This is a genomic window from Paraburkholderia sp. CI3, from assembly GCF_050436505.1.
Taxonomy (GTDB): Bacteria; Pseudomonadota; Gammaproteobacteria; order Burkholderiales; family Burkholderiaceae; genus Paraburkholderia; species Paraburkholderia tuberum.
Genome location: NZ_JBNDMI010000004.1, coordinates 238,108 through 257,935, shown reverse-complemented (window position 1 = coordinate 257,935; position 19,828 = coordinate 238,108). Strand labels below are relative to the sequence as shown.

General features: G+C 64.1%; 17 protein-coding genes, 3 pseudogenes and 1 riboswitch. Of the genes and pseudogenes, 7 read left to right on the top strand and 13 right to left on the bottom strand.

The features are described 5' to 3' along the window. Positions 1-118 precede the first annotated feature (118 nt). Entirely contained in the window at positions 119-2,647 is a 2,529-nt protein-coding gene (locus tag OKW29_RS22675) for an FUSC family protein (RefSeq protein ID WP_429292690.1), read from the top strand. Between the two features lie 19 nt (positions 2,648-2,666). Here the strand turns inward: OKW29_RS22675 and OKW29_RS22670 are convergent, their stop codons facing one another. After that, a complete protein-coding gene (locus tag OKW29_RS22670; RefSeq protein ID WP_184029963.1) occupies positions 2,667-2,876 on the bottom strand; it encodes a hypothetical protein in 210 nt (69 codons plus the stop codon). A gap of 286 nt (positions 2,877-3,162) precedes the next feature. Next, a complete protein-coding gene (locus OKW29_RS22665; RefSeq protein WP_090804098.1) occupies positions 3,163-3,648 on the bottom strand; it encodes an Lrp/AsnC family transcriptional regulator in 486 nt (161 codons plus the stop codon). A gap of 138 nt (positions 3,649-3,786) precedes the next feature. Between OKW29_RS22665 and OKW29_RS22660 the strand changes: the two genes are divergently transcribed. Further along, positions 3,787-4,455: a cysteine dioxygenase gene (locus tag OKW29_RS22660; protein WP_429292689.1), complete on the top strand. Its 669-nt coding sequence runs from the start codon at positions 3,787-3,789 to the stop codon at positions 4,453-4,455. Between the two features lie 31 nt (positions 4,456-4,486). On the opposite strand, the gene OKW29_RS22655 is transcribed toward OKW29_RS22660, so the two are convergent. The 4 genes from OKW29_RS22655 to OKW29_RS22640 form a co-directional block, all read right to left on the bottom strand. Then, the gene (locus OKW29_RS22655) at positions 4,487-7,291 is read right to left on the bottom strand and encodes a mechanosensitive ion channel family protein (protein ID WP_429292688.1); all 2,805 of its coding nucleotides are present in this window, start codon (positions 7,289-7,291) and stop codon (positions 4,487-4,489) included. Between the two features lie 118 nt (positions 7,292-7,409). Beyond that, a complete protein-coding gene (locus OKW29_RS22650) occupies positions 7,410-8,057 on the bottom strand; it encodes an NAD(P)-dependent oxidoreductase (RefSeq protein WP_429292687.1) in 648 nt (215 codons plus the stop codon). A 181-nt stretch (positions 8,058-8,238) separates the two neighbouring features. Continuing rightward, positions 8,239-8,688 carry an Rrf2 family transcriptional regulator gene (locus OKW29_RS22645; protein ID WP_184029975.1) on the bottom strand — a complete coding sequence of 150 codons (450 nt, stop codon included), beginning with the start codon at positions 8,686-8,688 and terminating at the stop codon, positions 8,239-8,241. Between the two features lie 90 nt (positions 8,689-8,778). Beyond that, a complete protein-coding gene (locus tag OKW29_RS22640) occupies positions 8,779-9,243 on the bottom strand; it encodes a hypothetical protein (RefSeq protein WP_429292686.1) in 465 nt (154 codons plus the stop codon). Positions 9,244-9,564: 321 nt separating this feature from the next. On the opposite strand from OKW29_RS22640, the gene OKW29_RS22635 reads away from it, so the two are divergent. Continuing rightward, on the top strand, positions 9,565-10,422 hold the full coding sequence (locus OKW29_RS22635) for an oxidoreductase (protein WP_429292685.1): 858 nt from the start codon (positions 9,565-9,567) through the stop codon (positions 10,420-10,422). 76 nt (positions 10,423-10,498) lie between these two features. Next, the gene (locus OKW29_RS22630; protein ID WP_429294911.1) at positions 10,499-10,762 is read left to right on the top strand and encodes a hypothetical protein; all 264 of its coding nucleotides are present in this window, start codon (positions 10,499-10,501) and stop codon (positions 10,760-10,762) included. Positions 10,763-10,804: 42 nt separating this feature from the next. Here the strand turns inward: OKW29_RS22630 and OKW29_RS22625 are convergent, their stop codons facing one another. After that, entirely contained in the window at positions 10,805-12,562 is a 1,758-nt protein-coding gene (locus OKW29_RS22625; protein ID WP_429292684.1) for a sensor histidine kinase, read from the bottom strand. Between the two features lie 52 nt (positions 12,563-12,614). Between OKW29_RS22625 and OKW29_RS22620 the strand changes: the two genes are divergently transcribed. The 3 genes from OKW29_RS22620 (at position 12,615) to crcB (ending at position 14,773) form a co-directional block, all read left to right on the top strand. After that, positions 12,615-12,962: a hypothetical protein gene (locus tag OKW29_RS22620; RefSeq protein ID WP_429292683.1), complete on the top strand. Its 348-nt coding sequence runs from the start codon at positions 12,615-12,617 to the stop codon at positions 12,960-12,962. A gap of 31 nt (positions 12,963-12,993) precedes the next feature. Beyond that, positions 12,994-14,181 (top strand): ammonium transporter, encoded by a 1,188-nt coding sequence (locus OKW29_RS22615; RefSeq protein ID WP_090804085.1) that lies wholly within the window; start codon positions 12,994-12,996, stop codon positions 14,179-14,181. A 77-nt stretch (positions 14,182-14,258) separates the two neighbouring features. After that, positions 14,259-14,320, top strand: a riboswitch (Fluoride riboswitch). Positions 14,321-14,392: 72 nt separating this feature from the next. After that, positions 14,393-14,773, top strand: coding sequence for a fluoride efflux transporter CrcB (crcB, locus tag OKW29_RS22610; protein ID WP_184071198.1), 381 nt, complete (start codon positions 14,393-14,395; stop codon positions 14,771-14,773). A 70-nt stretch (positions 14,774-14,843) separates the two neighbouring features. On the opposite strand, the pseudogene OKW29_RS22605 reads toward crcB, so the two are convergent. From OKW29_RS22605 to OKW29_RS22580, 6 genes and pseudogenes are all read right to left on the bottom strand, one after another. After that, a pseudogene (locus OKW29_RS22605) lies at positions 14,844-15,017 on the bottom strand (ubiquinone-dependent pyruvate dehydrogenase); the annotation flags it as partial. 23 nt (positions 15,018-15,040) lie between these two features. Continuing rightward, positions 15,041-16,297, bottom strand: coding sequence for an acyltransferase family protein (locus tag OKW29_RS22600; RefSeq protein WP_429292682.1), 1,257 nt, complete (start codon positions 16,295-16,297; stop codon positions 15,041-15,043). 422 nt (positions 16,298-16,719) lie between these two features. Then, positions 16,720-16,897, bottom strand: a pseudogene (locus OKW29_RS22595) (IS6 family transposase); the annotation flags it as partial. A gap of 447 nt (positions 16,898-17,344) precedes the next feature. Then, positions 17,345-18,496 carry an IS110 family transposase gene (locus OKW29_RS22590; protein WP_429290624.1) on the bottom strand — a complete coding sequence of 384 codons (1,152 nt, stop codon included), beginning with the start codon at positions 18,494-18,496 and terminating at the stop codon, positions 17,345-17,347. Between the two features lie 79 nt (positions 18,497-18,575). Further along, a pseudogene (locus OKW29_RS22585) lies at positions 18,576-18,677 on the bottom strand (IS6 family transposase); the annotation flags it as partial. 118 nt (positions 18,678-18,795) lie between these two features. Next, positions 18,796-19,821, bottom strand: coding sequence for an aliphatic amidase (locus OKW29_RS22580; RefSeq protein WP_184039871.1), 1,026 nt, complete (start codon positions 19,819-19,821; stop codon positions 18,796-18,798). Positions 19,822-19,828 lie beyond the last annotated feature (7 nt).

Sequence of the window (19,828 nt, the reverse complement as noted above, 5' to 3'; positions counted from 1 at the left end):
GGGCATAACCTCGCCGAATGGACGAGGTCAGAACGCGCGCAAAATCAGTTAGACTCGACGGCAGTTTCGCGCTGTCTTTCCAACTGCGGTTTTCTCGGTGAATGGATTCAGGTAGTCGATGCGCTATTCGGTCGAAATAAGAAAATTCCTTTATAGCCAGTACTTTTATGGCGGCCTGCGCATCGCGGTCGGCGTGTCGTTACCGGCCATCCTGTGCCTGATCGTGTTTCACAATCGTGACCTCGGCTTCACGATCGCGACCGGCGCGCTCGGCGCCTGCGTCGTCGACATGCCGGGCCCGCTCAAGTACAAGCACAACGAGATGCTGGCCTGCTCGGTGATCGGCTTTCTGTCCGCGCTCGCCACCGGCCTCGCCACCGTCAATCCGATCGCGCTGTGGTGCACGGTCGTGCCGCTCACGTTCGTGCTGTCGCTGATCGTCGTGTACGGCAATCGCTGGCCGCAGATCAGCTTCGCGACGCTGTTCATGATGATCATGACGCTGGAGGAACACTTCACGCCGCTGCAGGCGCTCGTCAACGCGTCGTGGATCCTGCTCGGCGGCCTCTGGTACACGTACTGGTCGACCTTCGTGAGCCGCTGGATGATGCATCGGATCGAGCAGCAGGCGCTCGCCGAAAGCGTGTTCGCGTGCGCAGACTATCTGCTCGCGCGCGCCGCCTTCTACGATCTCGACAACGATCTCGATGAGTGCTATCGCAACCTCGTCGACAAGCAGATCTCCGCGGTCGATCGCCAGGACGCCGCGCGCGACATGGTGCTGCGCAATCTGCCCAAGTTGAAGCGCGGCAAGCTCGAACCACGCCGCGCGATGCTCTACAACCTGTTCATCAATAGCGTCGATCTGCACGAGCTGTTCGTCGGCGCGCAAACCGATTACCCGCTCGTGCGCAGCACGTTCGGCGGCTCCGATCTGCTGGTGTTCTATCGCGATCTGATCCGCAAGGCGGCCGAAGATCTCGAGGAGATCGGCCTCGCGGTGCTGCAGAACCAGGCGCCGCGCATGCGCGTGAACGTGAAGGCGGAATTGCGCGCGATCGAGTATGAAATCGAACTGATGCGCAAGCAGGAGCTGCCGACGCAGAACCCGGAGGCGTATTCGGCCGTGTCGTCGAATTTCCGCCGCATCTGGAGCGCCACGCGGCTGATCGACAAGATGCGCCGAAGCCTTGCCACCGAGCCGAGCCCGACCGAAACCGAACTGCGCATCGACCAGGCGCTGAGCCGCTTCGTGTCGAGCCGGCGCGTGCCGTTCGGGCAGATCCTGTCGAATCTGACGATGGCCTCGCCGAGCTTTCGACACGCGTTGCGCGTGACGATCGCGGTCGCCGTGGGCTTCTGGCTCGGCCGCCTGCTGCCGCTCACGAACGCGTACTGGATCGTGATGACCACCGTGATCATTCTGAAGCCCGGCTACTCGCTGACCAAGCAGCGCAACGGGCAGCGGATCATCGGCACGCTGATCGGCTGCGCGGCGAGCATCACGCTGATCATCTTCGTGAAGGAGCCGCACATCCTGATGGTCGTGATGTTCGCGTCGATGGTGATGAGCTACAGCCTGCTGCTGTTCAACTACACGGCGAGCGTCGTGTTCACGTCATCGTATGTGCTGCTGCTGTTCCATCTGCTCGCGCCGGGCAGCATGCGCATCATCGGCGAGCGCGCGATCGACACCGTAGTCGGCTGCGCGATCGCGATCGCGGCGAGCCACCTGTTCCCGTACTGGGAGTACCGCTTGATGGGCAAGCTCGTCAACAACATGATCAGCGCGACGCGGCAGTATCTCGAAGCGAGCTGGTGGTGGAGCGGTAAACCGGCCGCGGCGGTGGTCGCGGCCGTGACCGAAGCGGGCGCGCGCGCGCCGGCGGCGGCGATGGCGGATCCGGCGATCGGCTTTGGCGGCCCGGCGCTCGCCGGCGCCGGTGCCGGTGCCGGTGCCGGAGCCGAAGTGGCGAGTGGCGTCGGTGCACGCGGCGCTGGGCGCGCCGGCGTGGCACATCCGGTCGCCGACGCCAATGCCGAGGCGAACGCGGGCGAGGCCAGCCATGACGCCACCACGATCCGCAACGCGACCGCGCGGCCGGCAAGCGGTGCATCGGCCGCCGCTGCCGCCGCGGCGACCGCGCTCGACCGCGATTACCGTTATCGGCTCGCGCGCAAGAACGTTCACGTTGCGTTCGCGAATCTCGGTCAGGCGTTCCAGCGGATGATGCTCGAACCGAAGTCCGCGCAGAAGTTCGTGCCGGAGTTGAACGGTCTGCTGGTGCGCAGCCATGTGCTCGCGTCGCAGATCACGGCCGCCGCGCCACTGTTGCGCACTTCCGCGCAACAGCAGCACCAGGTCGAGGATATCTCGCTACAGCCGCTGCAGCGCGCTTTGAGCCTCGTGCGCGACAACCTGAGCGCCGCCGAAGCCGGCACCGCGTTGCCCGCCGAGCAGGGCGAGCAGATCAAACTGATGAGTCGCGAGCTCGATGCGATGGTCGTCGAAACGGAGAAATCGCCGGACTATACGGCCGATGCCGTGCATGACACGAAGCTGCTCGTGCATCAATGCAAGCAGATGCTCGCAGCGTCCGCGCAGATTCGCAAAGACGCGAGCATGATCCGGCTACCGGAGGAGTGAGGCAGGAAGCGCGCGGGCGTTATTGCGCGGCGCCGCTCGCCGGTTTCATCGCGGTGGCCGCCGCGGCTGCCTGCGAAGCCACTGGCGGCACCTGCGTGGACTGGCTGTCGAACTCGTGCTTTTCGCGGATCGCGTTATAGAACAGCGTGGCAATCACCAGCAGGATCGCCACCACGATAAAGACGGAGATGCCAAAGGTCGGATTCTTCTTGCGCGGCGGTCTGGTCATGAAGCGGGCTCGATTCGCGACGCAGTCGCGGATGGGTCGGAGAAGGCGGCATTCTACGCCCCGTGGGCTTGCACGCGGCTTGCAGCCGGGGGAGCAGTACGGATGCGCTGTGGCGCGTTTACTGTCGAGGCAGCAAGCGGCGCTCCTGACGGCACCCGGTCTGCCTCGTGTCGCTGCTGGTGATTTTGGTCTGTGCTCTCCCGTCGCCTTAAATGCATCGACCACGTCGCCATCGTAGCGAACCCGTGTTCCGTTCGTTCGTCACCGCCCCATCGCTTGTCGCGCGTCAGCCGTTATTTGTGACAGTCACAGCCGGCCGCACCGGCAACGCCGTCGAATACTTGATCTGCTCCATCGCAAAGCTCGAACTCACGTCGTACAGCGGCACGGCCGTGATCAACTGTTTGTAGATCCGGTCGTAGTCGTCGATATCGGAGACCACCACGCGCAACAGATAGTCGGTCTCGCCGCTCATCCGGTAGACCTCGACCACTTCCGGAATATCGCGCACCGCCTGCGTAAATGCGGCGGCCCATGTCTCCGTGTGCTGATTCGTCCGCACCGCCACGAACACCGTGGTTCCGACCCCGAGCTTGCGCGCGTCGCACAGCGCCACCTGCGCGCGAATCACCCCCGCCTCCTTCAGGCGCTGCAGCCGCTTCCAGCAAGGCGTCTGTGACAGGTTCACGCGCTGCGCGAGTTCGGCGATCGGCATCGTCGCGTCTGCCTGCAGCAATTCGAGCAGCTTCCGATCGATGATATCCATACTCATACCACCACCCCTCATAGGAAATTATTCTACTTTTCTGACGGTCGAGGGAATTATATGGAAACTCTTTCTCCGGGAAAACCGGTATAAATATCGATACCGAAAATTGCCGAACAGCAGCGCCCGCGCTGCAATAAGACCATGAGCGACGACCTTCGCGCCCCCGCTTTCGAGCACCTTCCCGACTACCTGAAGTCGCTGCCGGACCCGGCCCGACTTGAAGCGGCCGCGTTACCGACACAAACGCTGGACGAGATCGGGCGCACACCGCTCGAGCGCCTGTGCGACACGCTCGACGCGATGTTCGAAGCCTGCGCGAAATTTCCGGAGCCGTCGCATTCGACGTTCTTCGCGCGCACCATGCGGCTCGCGCTCGCCGAGGCGGCCGCCGACCCGGCGCTGCTCGCACCGATGCAACGCGAAGGTTCCGCCGACACCTATCGGCGCCATCTGCTCATCGCCGATCCGCAAGGCCGCTATGCGATTGCCGCGCTGGTCTGGCAGCCCGGCCAGGCGAGCCCCGTGCACGCGCATCACACCTGGTGCGGTTACGCGGTGGTCGAGGGCAAGCTGAGCGAAACGGTCTTCGAATGGGACGACGCGCATCAATGCGCGAGCGCGCTGCGCGCTCAGACGCGCAAACGCGGCGCAGTGTCGTTCGTGCGCGGCGGCCGTGCTGCGATTCATCGGCTTGGCAACAGCAGTGATGCGCCGGCGGTGTCGCTGCATATCTATGGCGTCGAAGGCGCGCGGATCGGCACGCACGTGAACGACATCGTGCGCATGGCCGACGCGGCGGAGATGGTTTGACGGTTGCGCGGCCCCCAAACACACCCCCGCCTCAATTCTTCCCACCCACATCACCCGCCGTCGGAATCTGCGGCGGAATCGGCGCGGTCTGTCCGGTCGTCGGCGGCGCCGGACGCGGTTCGTGCGACACGTCACGCGCGGGCGCAAGCGGCACCTGTGTCGACGCGCGCGCCGACGGGCCAACGACGCCCACCTCATACTCAGCTTCGCGCGGATACTCGTGCGCCGCTTCGCGGTCTCTTTCGCGAGTGGGTTCATGCGCCCTTTGATGGGTTTTGCCGCGCTCGCCGTCCCGCGCCGGCTGCTGCGCCTCGCCATGCGCATGCCGGCTGTCATCGGCACCGGCATTCACAGGCGCGACGAACCCGGTTATCTCATCGTCGCGCAGCGGCTCGCCCTCGCGATCCTTCGACGATGTGTACACCCGCATATGCGCGACCGGAATCTCGATGCCGGCCTCGTCCATCTTGCGCTTGAGCCGCAAATTGAACGCGCGCGCGACGCTCCATTGCTGCAGCGGCCGCGTCTTGATCTGCCCTTTGACGACCATCCAGTTCGGATCGAACCGGTCGAGGCCCCACACCTCGATCGGCCCGAGCATCTCGCGCCGGTAGCGGAAGTCGGCCATCAGCTCCGCGCCGACTTCGCGAATCAGCTGCGTGATCTCGTCGACATCGGTCGAGAACGACATGCGCACCTCGAACACCGCGTACGCGAAATCGCGCGACAGGTTCTTCACGATCTTGATCTGCGAGAACGGAATCGCGTGGATCGCGCCCTGCCCGTCGCGCAGCCGCACGGTGCGGATCGACAGATGCTCGACCGTGCCCGCATGCCCGCCATCGACGTCGATCCAGTCGCCGACCGAGATCGTGTCCTCGATGATGATGAAGAGCCCGGTGATCAGGTCGGTCACCAGCGACTGCGCGCCGAAACCGATCGCCAGACCGATCACGCCCGCGCCCGCGAGCAGCGGCGTCACGTTGATGCCGAGGTTCGCGGCGGTGACGATCGCACCGATCGTCATGATCGTGACGAGCAACACGTTGCGCACCAGCGGCAACATCGTGCGGGCGCGCATGCTCGGGCTGCGCGCCTTGTTGCGCGGGCTGCCCGGATTGAGCGTCTCGGTGATCGCGGTGTCGACCAGAATCCACAGCAGCCACGCGATGAACACGGTGGCGACGATCGCCGTCATCGCATGCGCGATGCCGCGTGCCGCCACGTTCCTCTCGATCATCGCGGCCAGCGACACGCCCCACAGACGCGCCGCGGATTCGAAGAAAAACAGCCAGATGAACAATGTCAGCAACGTGCCGCAAAAGCGCAGCAGCCGCGTCAGATACGGCGAGCGGCGCCGCGCGCGGGCGCTGCGCGGCCGCGTCATGCGCAGCACGATCGCCGACAGGAAGAACGCCAGCACCAGCAGCAGCGCGGTGACGATCGAGATCTGCAGCACGTTTTCGCTGGAGCCGGAGCCGCCGAGCGTCGCGACCACCGACGCGGCCGAGAGCACCAGCACCGGCACGTGCCACAGCGCGGCGAGCACCTCGAACGCATCGGTCGCGGCCTTGTGGTCGTTGCGCTGTTCGTACGGCCGGTTGCGGATCAGATGCGCGACCGGCCGGCGAAACGCGAGCGCGAAATAGCCGGTCAGCACGGCGGCCGTCATGTTGGCCGCGGTCGAAATCAGCGCGGCGAGGTTGGTGCCGAGCTGATGCTCGACGTCGTAATTGACGGCTGCGTCGCCGAGCGCACCGCACACGCCGATCACGAACAGCACGCGGCGCGCGTGATCGATCAGCAGGCGCACCGCGACGCGGCGGTGGCCCGAGCCGAACAGCGAAAACATGATCAGACAGATCGCGGAAAACACCGCGCCCGCGACGATCGCATACGCGACCACCATGCCGAGCGTGCGGCCGAGCGAATCGGGCATCGCGCGCATGAACAGCAGCGCCGCGATGAACGCGATGATCCACGGACCGACGCGGCGCAACGCGAAGATCAGCAGCTCGCGCGTGGTGGGATTGGGCCGCAGCACCAGCTCGATACCGAAGCGCCGGTGTAGCCGTTGCTGCAGATAGATCAGCGCGCCGGCACAGGCGCCCCAGCCGGCCAGCATCCCCAGCATCGCCAACAGGATCGTGCCGACACCCTCGTGTCCCTGGCCCGAGACGATCGTGTACAGCTCGTTGCCGGCCGCGGTCATGCGCCCGCTCCAGTAGCGCACCGGCGTGCGGCCCTGATGCACGTCGGATTCGAACGACGCGATGCCCGAGGCGATCGCGCCGAGCAGGCCCGGGCTAGGTTGCGCGGACGCGGGCGCGGGTGGCCCGACGGTTTGCGCGGCGCTTTGCGACACGTCGCGCAGCTTTTTCAGCTGGGCAACGAGCGCGCTGCGCTGGCGGTCGTTGTCGAGCGTGGCGATCACGCTGTCGAGCGAGCGCGCCAGCTCCGCCTGGCTCGCGGGCGACGGCGCCGACGCCGCCTCGGGCGCCGACGCCCCCGATGCCGCGGACGCAGGCGTCGCGTTCACCGTCGCGCTGTTGATCAGGCTCTGCAATGCCGGGATCACCGGCGTGCCGCCGCCGACCGCGGGGCCCGCGGCTTGCGCCATGCGCGGCAGCGCGCCGAGGCACAGAATCAGCGCGGCGCACAGCAGCGCGGCAAACCAACCGACGGCATCTGTGCTCGCGCGCGGGCGGGCGTCGCCGCTGGCCGTGTCGCGAGCGGTGTGAGCGGAGGAGAAATGGGGGGCGCTGAGAATCGCCGGCTGCTGCCCGCCGCCAGACGGCGCAGCCTCGGACTCACGCCGCGACGGGCATGACTGCATGGCAATCCGTGAGAAAACGGCAGACGCCAGTGTAGCCGCAGTTTCGCCCGGCGCGGCCGAACATGCGTAACCGAATGTTAGTACGCTTGCGCGGCCGGCGAATTCGAACCGCCGCTCGTCAGTACGCGACCGTCGCGATCTGGCGGATGAAGCGGCCCTGCTCCAGTTCGTCGACGAACGCGATCGCGTAGTCTTCGGCCGAAATGCGGCTGTTGCCGTCCGCGTCCGCAATCAGCGTGTTCGCGCCCGTGCGGAACTTGCCGGTGCGCTCGCCCGGCGCGATCAGCGCGGCTGGCGCGAAGAACGTCCAGTCGAGACCGGTCACGCCGCGGTAGTACTCGAAGGCGTCGCGGTGCGCGAGTGCAATACCCTTGTACGCGTCCGGAAAGCCGTCGGTATCGACCAGTTGTTTGCCCGGTGCGACTTCGAGCGAGCCTGCGCCGCCTACCACGACGACGCGCTTCAGCCCCGCCGCGCGCACCCCCTCGACCAGCGCGCGTGTCGCTTGCGTCAGGGTGGCGAGATCGCCCTGCGGCGGCGCATACGCGCTTGCGACCACGTCGTGACCGCGCACCGCCGCGCCGACGCTCGCGGCGTCGAGCAGATCGGCCTGCGCCGCATGCAGATTCGCGACGCCGGTCGGCACGCGCGCCGGATCGCGCACCAGCGCCGTCACCTGATGCCCGCGACGCGCGGCTTCCGCGGCAATCCGCGAACCGATCATGCCAGTCGCGCCAAACAGGGCGATCTTCAGTTGCTTGCTCATATCAGCGTACTCCTCAGGTTGTCTTATATGTAACTTTTATAGTTACATATAACGAGAAAAAAAGCGGGGCGCTCACCCCGTTCCCTTGTTTGGCACGCGTGCCGGAATAGGTTCGACCCGCGCCCTACGACACTGCGCTTCTATCGTTCACCGCCGCCGCGTCTTGCGCGCGAAGACACGCTCAAGCACGGCGCTTGCGCTCGCGCTGCTTCTCCGAGCGGACCACGTCGGCGGTCGCGTCGGCGAGCGTGCGCGCGGCCAGCGTCGCTTCCATTGCCTGCTGCGCTTCGTCGATGATCCCGCTCAGCACGCTCTGGATATTGCGCCCCACCATGCACGCTGGATTTGGCTCCTCGCGATGCAACGCGAACAACTGTGCGTCTTCCACCGCGCGATAGACCTCGAGCAACGTGATCCGTTCCGGCCGCCGCGCAAGCAACGCGCCGCCACCGGCGCCCATCTGCGAGGTGGTGAGGCCGGCGTCGGAGAGCATGCTCAGAAGCCGGCGAATGAGCGCGGGATTGGTGTTCACGCTGCCCGCGATCATCTCCGACGACAACGGCACGCCGCCCTGTAGCGACAACAGCGCGAGCACATGCACGGCAAAGGCAAACCGGCTACTCGTGTTCACGGCAGATCCGTCCCGAAACAACAATGTGTAACCATGGTAATTACATATAACGCTAATGTCAAACGGCGAAACCGGATCGAACGGCGCGAGTCATTTGTCCATCTGCTTCTGCGCGTCGGCGGAATCGGTCGATGCAGTCGACGAAGCCGACGCGCCCGCATTCTGCGCCGACCACGCCTGCAGCTTGCGCCCCGCCGTTTCGAGGCCCTGGCCCGTGATCGACGCGGCCTTGCCGAGCTGCGCGTTGGCCGCGCTCGCCGCGTTCTGCAGGTTGGCCTGCGCGCTCGACGCGAGCGCGGCCGGGTCGATCTTGAGCGACGGCGCGGAGGCCGAGTCGAGGTTCTGTTGCGCGGCGTCCTTGGTCGCGTCGACCTGTTGGCCGACGTAGCTCGCGGCCTGATCGAGCTTCTGACCGGCAAGCTGCGCGGCGTCGTTCAGCTTGCCCGCGACCTGGCCGGCCGACGCGTCGTTCTTCTGGCACGCGGCCAGCGTGCCGAACACGAGGACCACGACCGCCGCGCGGCGCAATAACGATGAGGAAAGAGATGAAATCATGATCTGGAAGGAGCCGCGTCGGGCGGCTCGCACATGCGAAGACGTGCCTATGATACCGCCGTTGCGCCGCGCAACCGCTTCGGATCGCCCCGGCGAGTTGGTCGCGGTTTTGTCGAACCTGATGGAGCTGACGTCCGCGCGATTCAAAAGGCGACCCTTTCCTCAACGATCGTCTTCGTCGCGCGCCTCTTGCCGCGGCAGTATTGCGAAGCCCCAATTAGCAAATAAAAGTTGATTATGTCGCCAATCATGTACGGCTAGTTTGTGTCAATCGCCGAGCTTACGATGGCATCACTTCATCACACACGCAGGAGAGACATCATGGCTAACGTTCAACAGGGTGGTTTCAAGCGGGTATGGTTCATCACCGGCGCATCGCGAGGCATGGGCGCATTGATAGCTGAAGCTGCGCTCGCGGACGGCAACGCGGTGGTGGCCGCCGGACGCAAGGTCGGGGCGATCAGCGAGCGTCTTGGCGAGTCGGCTGCGTTGCTGCCGGTGGAGCTGGACGTGACCAACGAGGCCCAGGCAAAGGCGGCGGTGCAGGCCGCGATTGAAAAATTCGGCCGCATCGACGTGTTGGTCAACAACGCCGGGTTCGGTCTCCTTGGCGCGGTGGAAGAATCCGCCGACAACGAGGTGCGTCGCATGTACGACACGAATGTCTTCGGCTTGCTCAACGTCACGCGCGCTGTATTGCCGATCATGCGCGCGAACCGCTCGGGCCACGTGATCAATGTTTCATCGATTGGCGGCTATCGTGCCGCGGCGGGCTTTGGCGTGTATTCGTCGACGAAGTTCGCCGTCGAAGGCATCACGGAAGCGTTGCATGCCGAGTTGAGACCGCTGGGCATTCACGCGACAGTCGTCGAGCCGGGGTATTTTCGTACCGACTTTCTCGATGCGTCCTCGCTGGTCGTGGCGCCCGAGGTGATCGACGATTACGACGAAACCTCGGGTGCGGTTCGCCGCAAGGCCATGCAATTGAATCACAACCAGCCTGGCGACCCGACCAGGCTTGCGGCCGCGATGATCGCGCTGGTCGACGCGGCGTCCCCGCCGTTGCGCCTGCCGCTTGGGACGGATACGCTGGCCGCCATCGCTGCGAAAAACGCTTATGTGACGCAGGAAACGGAAACGTGGAAACAGCTGTCGTCTTCGACCGACTTCGCTGCCTGAGTGAGGAAAGCGGCGGTTCGGCATGGGTTGAGCCGCTGTTCTGGCATTGCACCCGAACCCTGCGAGGATTGATGCAATCTGGCGAGCACATCGATGTACTCGCAGCTGGGCGGCACGCGGATCGCGCACCGAGCCCCGAGTGCTGATGCAGGCCGCGTGTGCACTGTGGGCGGCGCTGCTGGGTGTCGCGCACGGCCTGTTTGCCGTCGAAGGTCTTGCCGGCATTCGGCCAACACCGGCCGAAACGTTCGCCGGCATCGCCGTGCTGCTGGCATGCGGTTGCTACTGGTCGGTGCGCGGCAGAAGACTGCTGAAGCCGCGGCGGATTTTCGCCGGTTGATGCGCGGGCGAGCGCCATCCGCGCCGCACGATCGAGCGCCCCCTACCGCGTGCTGATTCCTCGCACCGCGTCGATCGTACGCGCGGACGACCCGCTGCCGGCGCCCAAGCCTGGTCCCGCGGCGCCCGGCACACTCTGACGCGCACCGCGCGCCGCCGGAGCCGGACCCGCCGCGGCGAGCGCAGCCGCGCCAGCCGCGGCCGGTTTCGCGCCCGCAGCACCCGCCTCTGGCAGCGACAGATAGAACGTCGTGCCCACCCCCTCCTTCGATTCCGCCCACACGCGGCCGCCATGTCGCTCGACCATCCGCCGCACGAGCGCGAGGCCGATGCCCTCGCCGGCCGCGGCATTGCCGTGCAGCCGCTGGAACGCGGTGAACAGGCGCGGCAGCGCGATCGCCGGGATACCGAGGCCGTTGTCGCGCACGTAGAAGATCCGCAGCGAATGCACGCCCGGCGGCGCAGGTGTCGTGCCAATTTCGACGCGGCCCTCGCGCGCCGGGTCCAGATAGTTGACCGCGTTGCCAATCAGGTTTGCGAAGATCTGTTCGAGCGCGGTCGGATCGCCCCATACCGCGGGCAGTTCGCTGACCGTCACGCGCGCGCGCCGCGCACGGATCGAGCCCTGCATCGCATCGACGACACGTTGCACGATGTCGCGCACATCGACATTCTGGCGCCGGTACTCGACCCGCCCGACCCGCGACAGCCGCAGCAGCGCGTCGATGATGTGCGACGCGCGCAGCACCGCGGTCTGCAGATAGTGCAGCGCCTCGCCGATGTCCTCGTCGACGAGGCGCTCGATCCGCTCGCGCGTGCTGATCGCGAGCGACGAACCGCGCACCGCGTCGCGCAACTCGTCGCTTGCGCGAATCAGCTCCCTGGAAAATCCCTGCAGGTTCACGAGCGGCGCGCGCAGGTCGTGCGACACGCTGTAGATGAACATTTCGTTTTCCTGGGTCTGCTGGCGCAGCGTCTCGTTGCTGCGCGCGAGCTCGGCGGCGCGCCGCTCGAGGTCCGCGTGAAAGCGAGCTTCGATGCGCTCGGCTTCGAGCAGTCGGCGGCTCGTCTCGTGCAAGGTCAGATCGAGCCGCGCGATTTCATCGCTACCCGCGCCGAGCGGCGCGAGCGGCTCGTTGCCGGCGAGCCGGCCCGCGTTGTCGGACAGCAGCGCGAGCCGGCCGCGCACACCGCGCGTGAACATCCAGACGGCGAGCGCGACGAACAGCAGCGAGCCCAACGCGGCCGCGACGATCAGCGTCTGTTCCCGTTCGCGCACGGCGGCGACGGCATTCGAGCGCGAGCTATCGAGACGGCGCTCCTCGGCCTGGAACGCGGTCACCTCCACACGGAAATGATCGAGCACGTCGGCTTGGGCGAGATCGTGGAAGCGCGCGAGAATCTCGCCGGTCCGCCCGGCGTGCAGCATGTCCTGGATCCGGTCGGACCACTGGCGGTACGTCTGCACCGCCTGGCGCACCTCGGCCACGCGCTTGACCTGCGCCGGATCGTCCGCGACGAGTTCGGCGAGCTCGTCGATGCGCCGGTCGACGTCCATCCATACCGCGATCGGGGTGGTGAAATGCGCGTCGTTGGCGAGCACCGCGCCCCGCAGCGCGACCGATTCGGCCAGCACCGGATCGAGAATCTCCGTGGTCTGGCGCAACACCTCCTCGCTATGCATCGCCCATCGCTCGGCCATCGTCGCATCGGCTTGGGCCTTCACGACACCGGCAAGCAGCGCGAGTTCGAACACGGCCGGGATCGCAATCAGAAGCAGGCCTTTAGTGGTCAGTCTCATGCGTGCCCATGGGAGGGGTTGGCCGGCGGATCGTGCACGGAGTCGGCACATTATGTCGAGGTTTGCGCGGGAAAAGAAAGAGGGGCACGAACGCGTCGACGGCAGCTTCTGCCGTTCCCGCACCGTGCGCCAGAAATGGGCATCGACGCGCCGGCCAGCGTCTCGCTGCGTCAGGATTCTGAATGAAAATGTAATTTACATCGAATATTTCGCCCTCGTCTGGGTCAATCTGCGCAAGGGCGTCGATTTATGCACTTGTCTTGTGCCATTTCTCTCTGTTCAGGTGCATGACGCGCTCGGGCGGCGCATGGCTCAAAACCCACCGGATGCCCATCCCGGTGCCCGATTGCACCGTGTCGACGCGACCAGCACAGCTTTGGCCCGCTTCTTGCTGACATAGCGCACTTTTTTGGCATAAGCGGGACATATCGATGGAAAGTCTGAAATACGGCGCCGATACCGAGTTTCTTTTGATCGGCGCCGCCATGGTGCTGGCGATGCACGCGGGATTCGCCTTCCTGGAGCTTGGCACCGTGCGCAAGAAGAATCAGGTGAATGCGCTGGTCAAAATTCTGGTGGACTTCGCGGTCTCGACGATCGCGTACTTCTTCATCGGCTACACGATCGCATACGGCGTGCAGTTTTTCGACAGCGCGGCGACGCTCGCCCAGCACAACGGCTATGCGCTCGTGCGCTTTTTCTTCCTGCTGACGTTCGCCGCCGCGATCCCTGCGATCGTGTCAGGTGGCATCGCCGAGCGCTCCAAGTTCAATCCGCAGCTGTTCGCGACGTTCGTGCTGGTCGGTTTCATCTATCCGTTCTTCGAAGGCATCGCGTGGAATGACCGCTTCGGCATCCAGGACTGGCTCACGCAGGCTTTCGGCGCGCCGTTCCATGACTTCGCGGGCTCGGTGGTGGTGCACGCGTTCGGCGGCTGGGTCGCGCTGCCGGCCGTGCTGCTGCTCGGCGCGCGCCACGGTCGCTATCACCGCGACGGCGGTATCGCCGCGCATCCGCCGTCGAACATTCCGTTTCTCGCGCTCGGCGCATGGGTGCTGACGGTCGGCTGGTTCGGCTTCAACGTGATGAGCTCGCAGACGCTCGACAAGATCAGCGGCCTCGTCGCGGTCAATTCGCTGATGGCGATGGTCGGCGGCACGCTGAGCGCGTGGTTCGCGGGCCGCAACGACCCGGGCTTCACGTACAACGGCCCGCTCGCCGGGCTCGTCGCGGTGTGCGCGGGCTCGGACATCATGCATCCGCTCGGCGCGCTGGTCACGGGCGGTATCGCTGGCGTGCTGTTCGTCTACATGTTCACCTGCGTGCAGAACCGCTGGCGCATCGACGACGTGCTCGGCGTGTGGCCGCTGCACGGGCTGTGCGGCGCATGGGGCGGCATCGCGGCCGGGATCTTCGGCATCCATTCGCTCGGCGGGCTGGGCGGCGTGTCGTTCGCCTCGCAGGTCATCGGCACGCTCGGCGGAATCGTCGTGTCGGGGCTCGGCGGCACGGTCGTGTATGGCGTGATCCGCATGACGGTCGGTCTGCGCCTCGACCAGGAAGAGGAATACAACGGCGCCGATCTGTCGATTCACAAGATTTCGGCAACGCCGGAGTGAACGAAGGCGGCGCTCGCGGGAAACGGGAGAGGCGCGAATCACGCGCCTGTCCCCAAATGCGCGCGCCGATGTTAGACTTCGCGGCTGGAGATGGCATTCTCCATTAACCGCCCTTGGGGCTGATGATGCCTGCTACGCCCGGTTATGCGGACGCGGCATCAACTCGCCCGCATCGACCGGTCTGTCGACATTCCGGTTTCGATCCTCTTCCATGTATTGGTCTTTTCTCGCTGTCGCGATTGGCGGCGCACTCGGCTCGCTGTTTCGCTGGTTCCTCGGCATTCGACTTAACCCGGTCTTTAGCGACCTGCCGCTCGGCACGCTCGCCGCCAACGTGATCGCCGGCTACATCATCGGCGTGGCGGTCGCGGGCTTCGCGCGTGTGCCCCAGCTCACGCCGGAATGGCGGCTGTTCGTCATCACCGGTCTGATGGGCGGGCTGTCGACGTTCTCGACGTTCTCCGCGGAGGTCGTGCAGCGTCTGCAGGACGGCCGGTTCGGCTGGGCGGCGGGCGAAGTGGCGATTCACCTGAGCACTTCGCTGATCATGACGATTCTCGGCATCGCGACGGTTTCGTTGCTGGCGCGCTGAGGCGAACACGTTGTCGAGGATCACGGACGCGGGCCCGAGCCGTCGGCAATCGGGCTAGCGCCCGTTTGCATCTGAGCTCGGTGCGAACCAGCTCGACGATCTCGTCGCCGCGTCCGTTCAATATCGCACGCAGCATATAAAGGCTGAATCCCTTCGCATGGGCAAGTTCCACCTTCGGAGGCATGGCAAGCTCATGCTTCGATGTGGTCACATCGACGAGTGCGGGACCGGGATGCGCAAACGCCTGCAGCTGGCCGGCAGCGCGTCTCACTGTGTCTTCGGCACCGACGCCGCAGGCAGCGGCGCGGGCCGCGCCGCGTCCCAACGACTCTTCAGCACGCGGCGCAGCCTGGTCCTGAGCGGCACTACGACCCGCTCCTGAAACAGCACCGACGCCACCAGCACCAGGATCAGATAGACCGGATAGGCGGAAAAATGCACGGGCACCTGGCTTGCCGCCTCCCGGCAAACATGCGGTCGATGCACGCATGACAACAGCGAATACGGAATGCCAAGCAGCTTCTGCACTTTGAGAAAGCCGATAAATAGCGGGTATTGCAGCGCGAAGATCGACAACGAAGCGTTGCCGAGCCGTCTCGTCCAGGCGGCCACGCGCGGCGACGCGTTTTGCAGTGCGCTCGCGCAAACAAAAATCACCGCGACTTGCGCGGGCAAGAGTGCGCCGTTGTGAAGAAGTACTTCCCACGAACGCATTCCCGCCGTAAACAGAAAAGTAGCGCCGATGAAAAGTGCCCCTGTAGCAGCGAATATGATCCACCGGCAACTCGCGATCATGCCGGTAATGCTTTCGGCGTTCGCCTCGAATATCCCGTAAGCGAGAATGCCCGCCAGAAACTCTGGAAGCCGCACCAGCGGATTGGTATGCAACACACCGATCGGCCACCCCTGATACCAGCCGCCTGCAACGACGATCACGGCCGGCAACAGGCTGGCGCCCCACATCGCCATCAGCATCGTGGACTTCAAGCGCATCGACAGCAGGCGTGGCGCGAGCGCCGGAAACAATAAATAGAAAAAAAACAGCGTCGACAACGACCACGACGGAATGTTGAATGACAGATAAAAGGGATTCCAGGCCTGCAATAACAGGATCTGTAAAACCGCATTGACCGCCACTTCCACACCGCTCATGGTGTGCACAATCGGCGGTGCTGAATCGAGGTTGCTCAGTTCGGTGTCGAAGGGATGGGAATTCACAGCCATTAATGCAACGCTCAGCGCTAACGTAACAATGTGAATTGGATAGATATTGCTAAAACGGTTGATAAAAAACTTCGATGCCGAAACCTTCATCGCTTCGCCAGTTTTCCTTTCCACCGAAACGTGCGATAAAATGAATCCTGACAGAATGAAGAAGATACTCGTCGCGCAGCCGCCGAATTTGAAGAAGTCGGCCATTGGCATCGCCCCCGCCTCGGGGTAAATGACGAGCGTGTGGAAGACGACCAGATAGCAGGCCAGCAGGAACCGCAGGATGTCCAGCCCCGGGAGCATCGCCTTCATTTTGCCTTCCTTTTTCTTACGTGGAAATATCGCTTCATTGCGCTTCCTTTCATTTTTATATTCTTTAATTTATAAATTGAAAGCATTTACGCGGCTCGATATGCGGAGCATGATTCATGGAGGCGCGGCAACCGGTATGTGCGCTTCCGCACCAATAGCAGCTGCAAAAAACCACTGTGTGCGAAGATCGGCCGAAACCAGCGCGCGCGTCTCTCCGCCCGCCATCCCGTTAATGAGAAAACAGTGACAAAATAAATGCGCAGAGCTGCGATGTAAAGAAACGCAACCAATAGGCGACCAGCAGTTCTCGCGTGACGTCTTTTGCGCGAGGCGGCAGTTTCTTAAGTTTTCACCTGAGCGCTGCTTAAGGCGCTGTCACGTTGCTGACTCCATGACGAGATATCGGCAAGGACAGTCGTGTCTCAGAACACGGTGGACGGAGCTTGGGCAATGCCGGCGAAGAGACGCCACGCTTCAAATCGCGCGGCGAGCTGATTGCGATAGAGCGAGGCGCTCAGCAGATGACTGCGTGCGTTCGGGCAAGCGAAACCCTCGCATCCCGCGCTCGCGTTCACGCGTGGGTTGATGGCTTCTATGAGCAGAAAGTTGTCAAGGCCATTTGCGAACTGGCTTACAAAGGATAGGTCAAGTCTCTTTCTCCTTGCTGCAAAGTGGTGACATGCTGGCGTATGGCGGCAAGCGCGGGTGATGGCGCTCGCCGCCATACAAGCCGCATTTTCGCGGCATAGTCGGGCGGATTCCCACCGCCCTCAACGTCAACCATTGGCTACAGTCCGGTCAACGTCGTTAGCCTGAAGCCGCTTATCGCGCGCGTAAGACAGCAACGTCTCACCAACTTCTATCCGCTGGCGTATGGCCAGCCTCATCCTTTATGCGCGTTACGCCGGAACCTGTTCCGGGAGCATGCCCCATCTGTTTAATCGGTCGCGTTAGCAACCCGCCATCAACACGGGCATGTTCACTGCAAACTCTCTATCGACAGGTATCGTTCCTCCCTTGATTGCGTTGTCGCGATACCTTTCGGACTCAGACTGACTTCAGTTGTGCGCCTTCGGGTATCACGCCGTCCTGCAAGTAGCGCCACAGCGCGATCGCGAGGCGTCGTGCTACTGCGACGATCGCAATGCGCCGCACGCGGCGATTCGGTCCCGTGCCTTGCGTGCGCTGGTTGAACCACTGCGTCAGTGCACTACCGGGCTGGTAACGGATCCAGCACCACGCCATCTCAATCAGCAGTGCGCGCACGCGACGGTTGCCCTGCCTGCTGATCCCCTGGTCCACCTGGCTCTCGCCACTGTCGTAGGGTTGTGGAACCAGCCCTACGCAGGCCCCAACTTCGCGCCGGTTATGGAAGTCCCGCCAGAACAGCTCGAGCGCCAGACGCGAGCCACCCACCGGGCCAATGCCATTTAGCTGCGTCAGAAGATCGATCCTTTCGCGTGCGGGTGCGGGCAGGCCAGCGTGTTGCGTTTTCTCGAGTGCCGCGAGTTGCTGCACGGCCAGCGCCAGCCGTTCGCACTCGCGCAGCAGCCGCTCCCGCAGCTCGCGCGGCAGTGGCGCACCGTCGTGACACCGCACCTGGTCACGGGCGAGGCGGGCGGCGAAGGCCTTGTGGTCAACCTCATCCCAGCAGCCGAGCGTGACAAGCAGTTTGCGCATCCGGTCACGATGCTGTAGCACCTCCTTCTGCAGTTCCCCTCGGTCGCGCATCAGATGGCGGGACGCTTCGTCCTGCGGTGACGGCACGTGCACCACGTGCATGCGGTCGCGCTCGCCGCGCAGCCACGCGCGCAGGCTGATCACCAGCCTGATTGCATCAAGCCGGTCAGTCTTGGCACGCCGCTTGTGGCGCTCGACCGGAATGCTCGCTGGATCGACCACATGACACTCGATACCGCGTGCCCGTAGCGCCCGATAGATCCAGAACGCGTCCTGGCCGGCTTCATAACTCACGACAAGGTGCACGCCCGCGGGCAGCGACCACTTCAGCTTCTGTTGTTCGATCACTTCCAGCACGGCCTGTAGGCGCGCGGGGGCTTGCGGTTGCGCTACGGTGTACACCGCCGGCTGCTCCCGCTGCCCGTCGTGCAACGCTACCTTCCACTTCGCCGCGGCGAGTTCGAGCGACACCGCCAGCGCCGGTTCCTCAGTACGCGTGTATCCCTGATCTGTACGCATGATGCTCTCCCGTGAGCAAACCTCGGTACGCCGATTTTAGGCGTTAGCCAGTCGACAACTTGGATGCGTCATAGGATCTGTTTTCAGCGCGGTTGTTCACGCGCGCGCAGGCCTTGACGAACACGTGCTTCACATTCGCCAGCTCAGGGATCTCTGTTTTCGCGGCCGGGTAACTCCGAACCGCGTGGCTGATGACTGACGCCGGGAATCGATGGCCATGGTAGAGCGATTTCGTCTTCTTCATCACGTCATCGTAGCTGACCAGCGCGCGAACGTGACAACGCCCGGCGAACCAATCCTCACGCCCCGTTCGGAATCCCTTCAATCGGACACTCCGGCGTCCCTGGCGTCGGGCGCGTGAGTGCTTCGACGCGGCGGCGCGTGCCGTCGGGGTCTTCGATCCAGTCGCGATAGAACCCAAACGGACAGGCCGCCACGCCGTTCGCGCCGTCGCCCGAATTGATCGTGCCCGTGTACCCGCGGTGCAGAAGTTTGTATAGATGGTTCTGCGACTGCATCGTGCGCCGCGCGTCGCGGATCATGCTCAGCGAGAGCTCCGCGTACTGCACGCCCATCTCCTCCTCGCCGCACTCGCCGAGCGTGCGCCCGTCGAAACCCACGATCGCCGAGTGACCAAAGTACGAATACACGCCGTCCCAGCCCGTGGCATTCGCCACGGCGACGTAAGTGTTATTCATCCACGCCATTGCCTTAGCCACCATCACCTGCTGCTCCTTGGCCGGATACATGTAGCCCTGGCAGCGCACGATCAATTCCGCGCCGTTCATCGCGCAGTCGCGCCAGATCTCGGGATAGTTGCCGTCATCGCAGATGATCAGGCTGATCTTTAAACCCTTCGGCCCATCCGTCACGTAGGTACGATCACCCGGATACCAGCCTTCGATCGGCGTCCAAGGCATGATCTTGCGATACTTCTGCACGATCTCGCCGCGATTGTCGATCAGCACAAGCGTGTTGTACGGCACCTTACGCGGATGTTCTTCGTGACGCTCTCCCGTGATCGAGAACACCCCCCAGACGTTGGCCTGGCGGCACGCCGCCGCAAATATTTCCGTCTCCTCGCCCGGCACCGTCGACGCCGTATCGAACATCTCCTGCCGGTCGTACATGATGCCGTGCGTCGAATACTCGGGAAACACGACGAGATCCATGCCTGGCAATCCCTGTTTCATGCCGATCACCATGCCGGCGATGCGGCGCGCATTGTCGAGCACCTCCGCCTTCGTATGCAGACGCGGCATCTTGTAGTTGACCACCGCGACGCCCACGCAATCGTTGCTGCTCGAAATATCGCCATGTCGCATGACATAT

Excerpts from the sequence above, each read along its gene's own strand:
- OKW29_RS22590 (WP_429290624.1), bottom strand. The coding sequence starts at position 18,496 with ATGCGTACAGATCAGGGATACACGCGTACTGAGGAACCGGCGCTGGCG.
- OKW29_RS22580 (WP_184039871.1), bottom strand. The coding sequence starts at position 19,821 with ATGCGACATGGCGATATTTCGAGCAGCAACGATTGCGTGGGCGTCGCG.
- OKW29_RS22640 (WP_429292686.1), bottom strand. The coding sequence starts at position 9,243 with ATGATTTCATCTCTTTCCTCATCGTTATTGCGCCGCGCGGCGGTCGTG.
- OKW29_RS22655 (WP_429292688.1), bottom strand. The coding sequence starts at position 7,291 with ATGCAGTCATGCCCGTCGCGGCGTGAGTCCGAGGCTGCGCCGTCTGGC.
- OKW29_RS22665 (WP_090804098.1), bottom strand. The coding sequence starts at position 3,648 with ATGAGTATGGATATCATCGATCGGAAGCTGCTCGAATTGCTGCAGGCA.
- OKW29_RS22675 (WP_429292690.1), top strand. The coding sequence starts at position 119 with ATGCGCTATTCGGTCGAAATAAGAAAATTCCTTTATAGCCAGTACTTT.
- OKW29_RS22635 (WP_429292685.1), top strand. The coding sequence starts at position 9,565 with ATGGCTAACGTTCAACAGGGTGGTTTCAAGCGGGTATGGTTCATCACC.
- OKW29_RS22650 (WP_429292687.1), bottom strand. The coding sequence starts at position 8,057 with ATGAGCAAGCAACTGAAGATCGCCCTGTTTGGCGCGACTGGCATGATC.
- OKW29_RS22600 (WP_429292682.1), bottom strand. The coding sequence starts at position 16,297 with ATGAAGGCGATGCTCCCGGGGCTGGACATCCTGCGGTTCCTGCTGGCC.
- OKW29_RS22615 (WP_090804085.1), top strand. The coding sequence starts at position 12,994 with ATGGAAAGTCTGAAATACGGCGCCGATACCGAGTTTCTTTTGATCGGC.
- OKW29_RS22670 (WP_184029963.1), bottom strand. The coding sequence starts at position 2,876 with ATGACCAGACCGCCGCGCAAGAAGAATCCGACCTTTGGCATCTCCGTC.
- crcB (WP_184071198.1), top strand. The coding sequence starts at position 14,393 with ATGTATTGGTCTTTTCTCGCTGTCGCGATTGGCGGCGCACTCGGCTCG.
- OKW29_RS22625 (WP_429292684.1), bottom strand. The coding sequence starts at position 12,562 with ATGAGACTGACCACTAAAGGCCTGCTTCTGATTGCGATCCCGGCCGTG.
- OKW29_RS22620 (WP_429292683.1), top strand. The coding sequence starts at position 12,615 with ATGTCGAGGTTTGCGCGGGAAAAGAAAGAGGGGCACGAACGCGTCGAC.
- OKW29_RS22660 (WP_429292689.1), top strand. The coding sequence starts at position 3,787 with ATGAGCGACGACCTTCGCGCCCCCGCTTTCGAGCACCTTCCCGACTAC.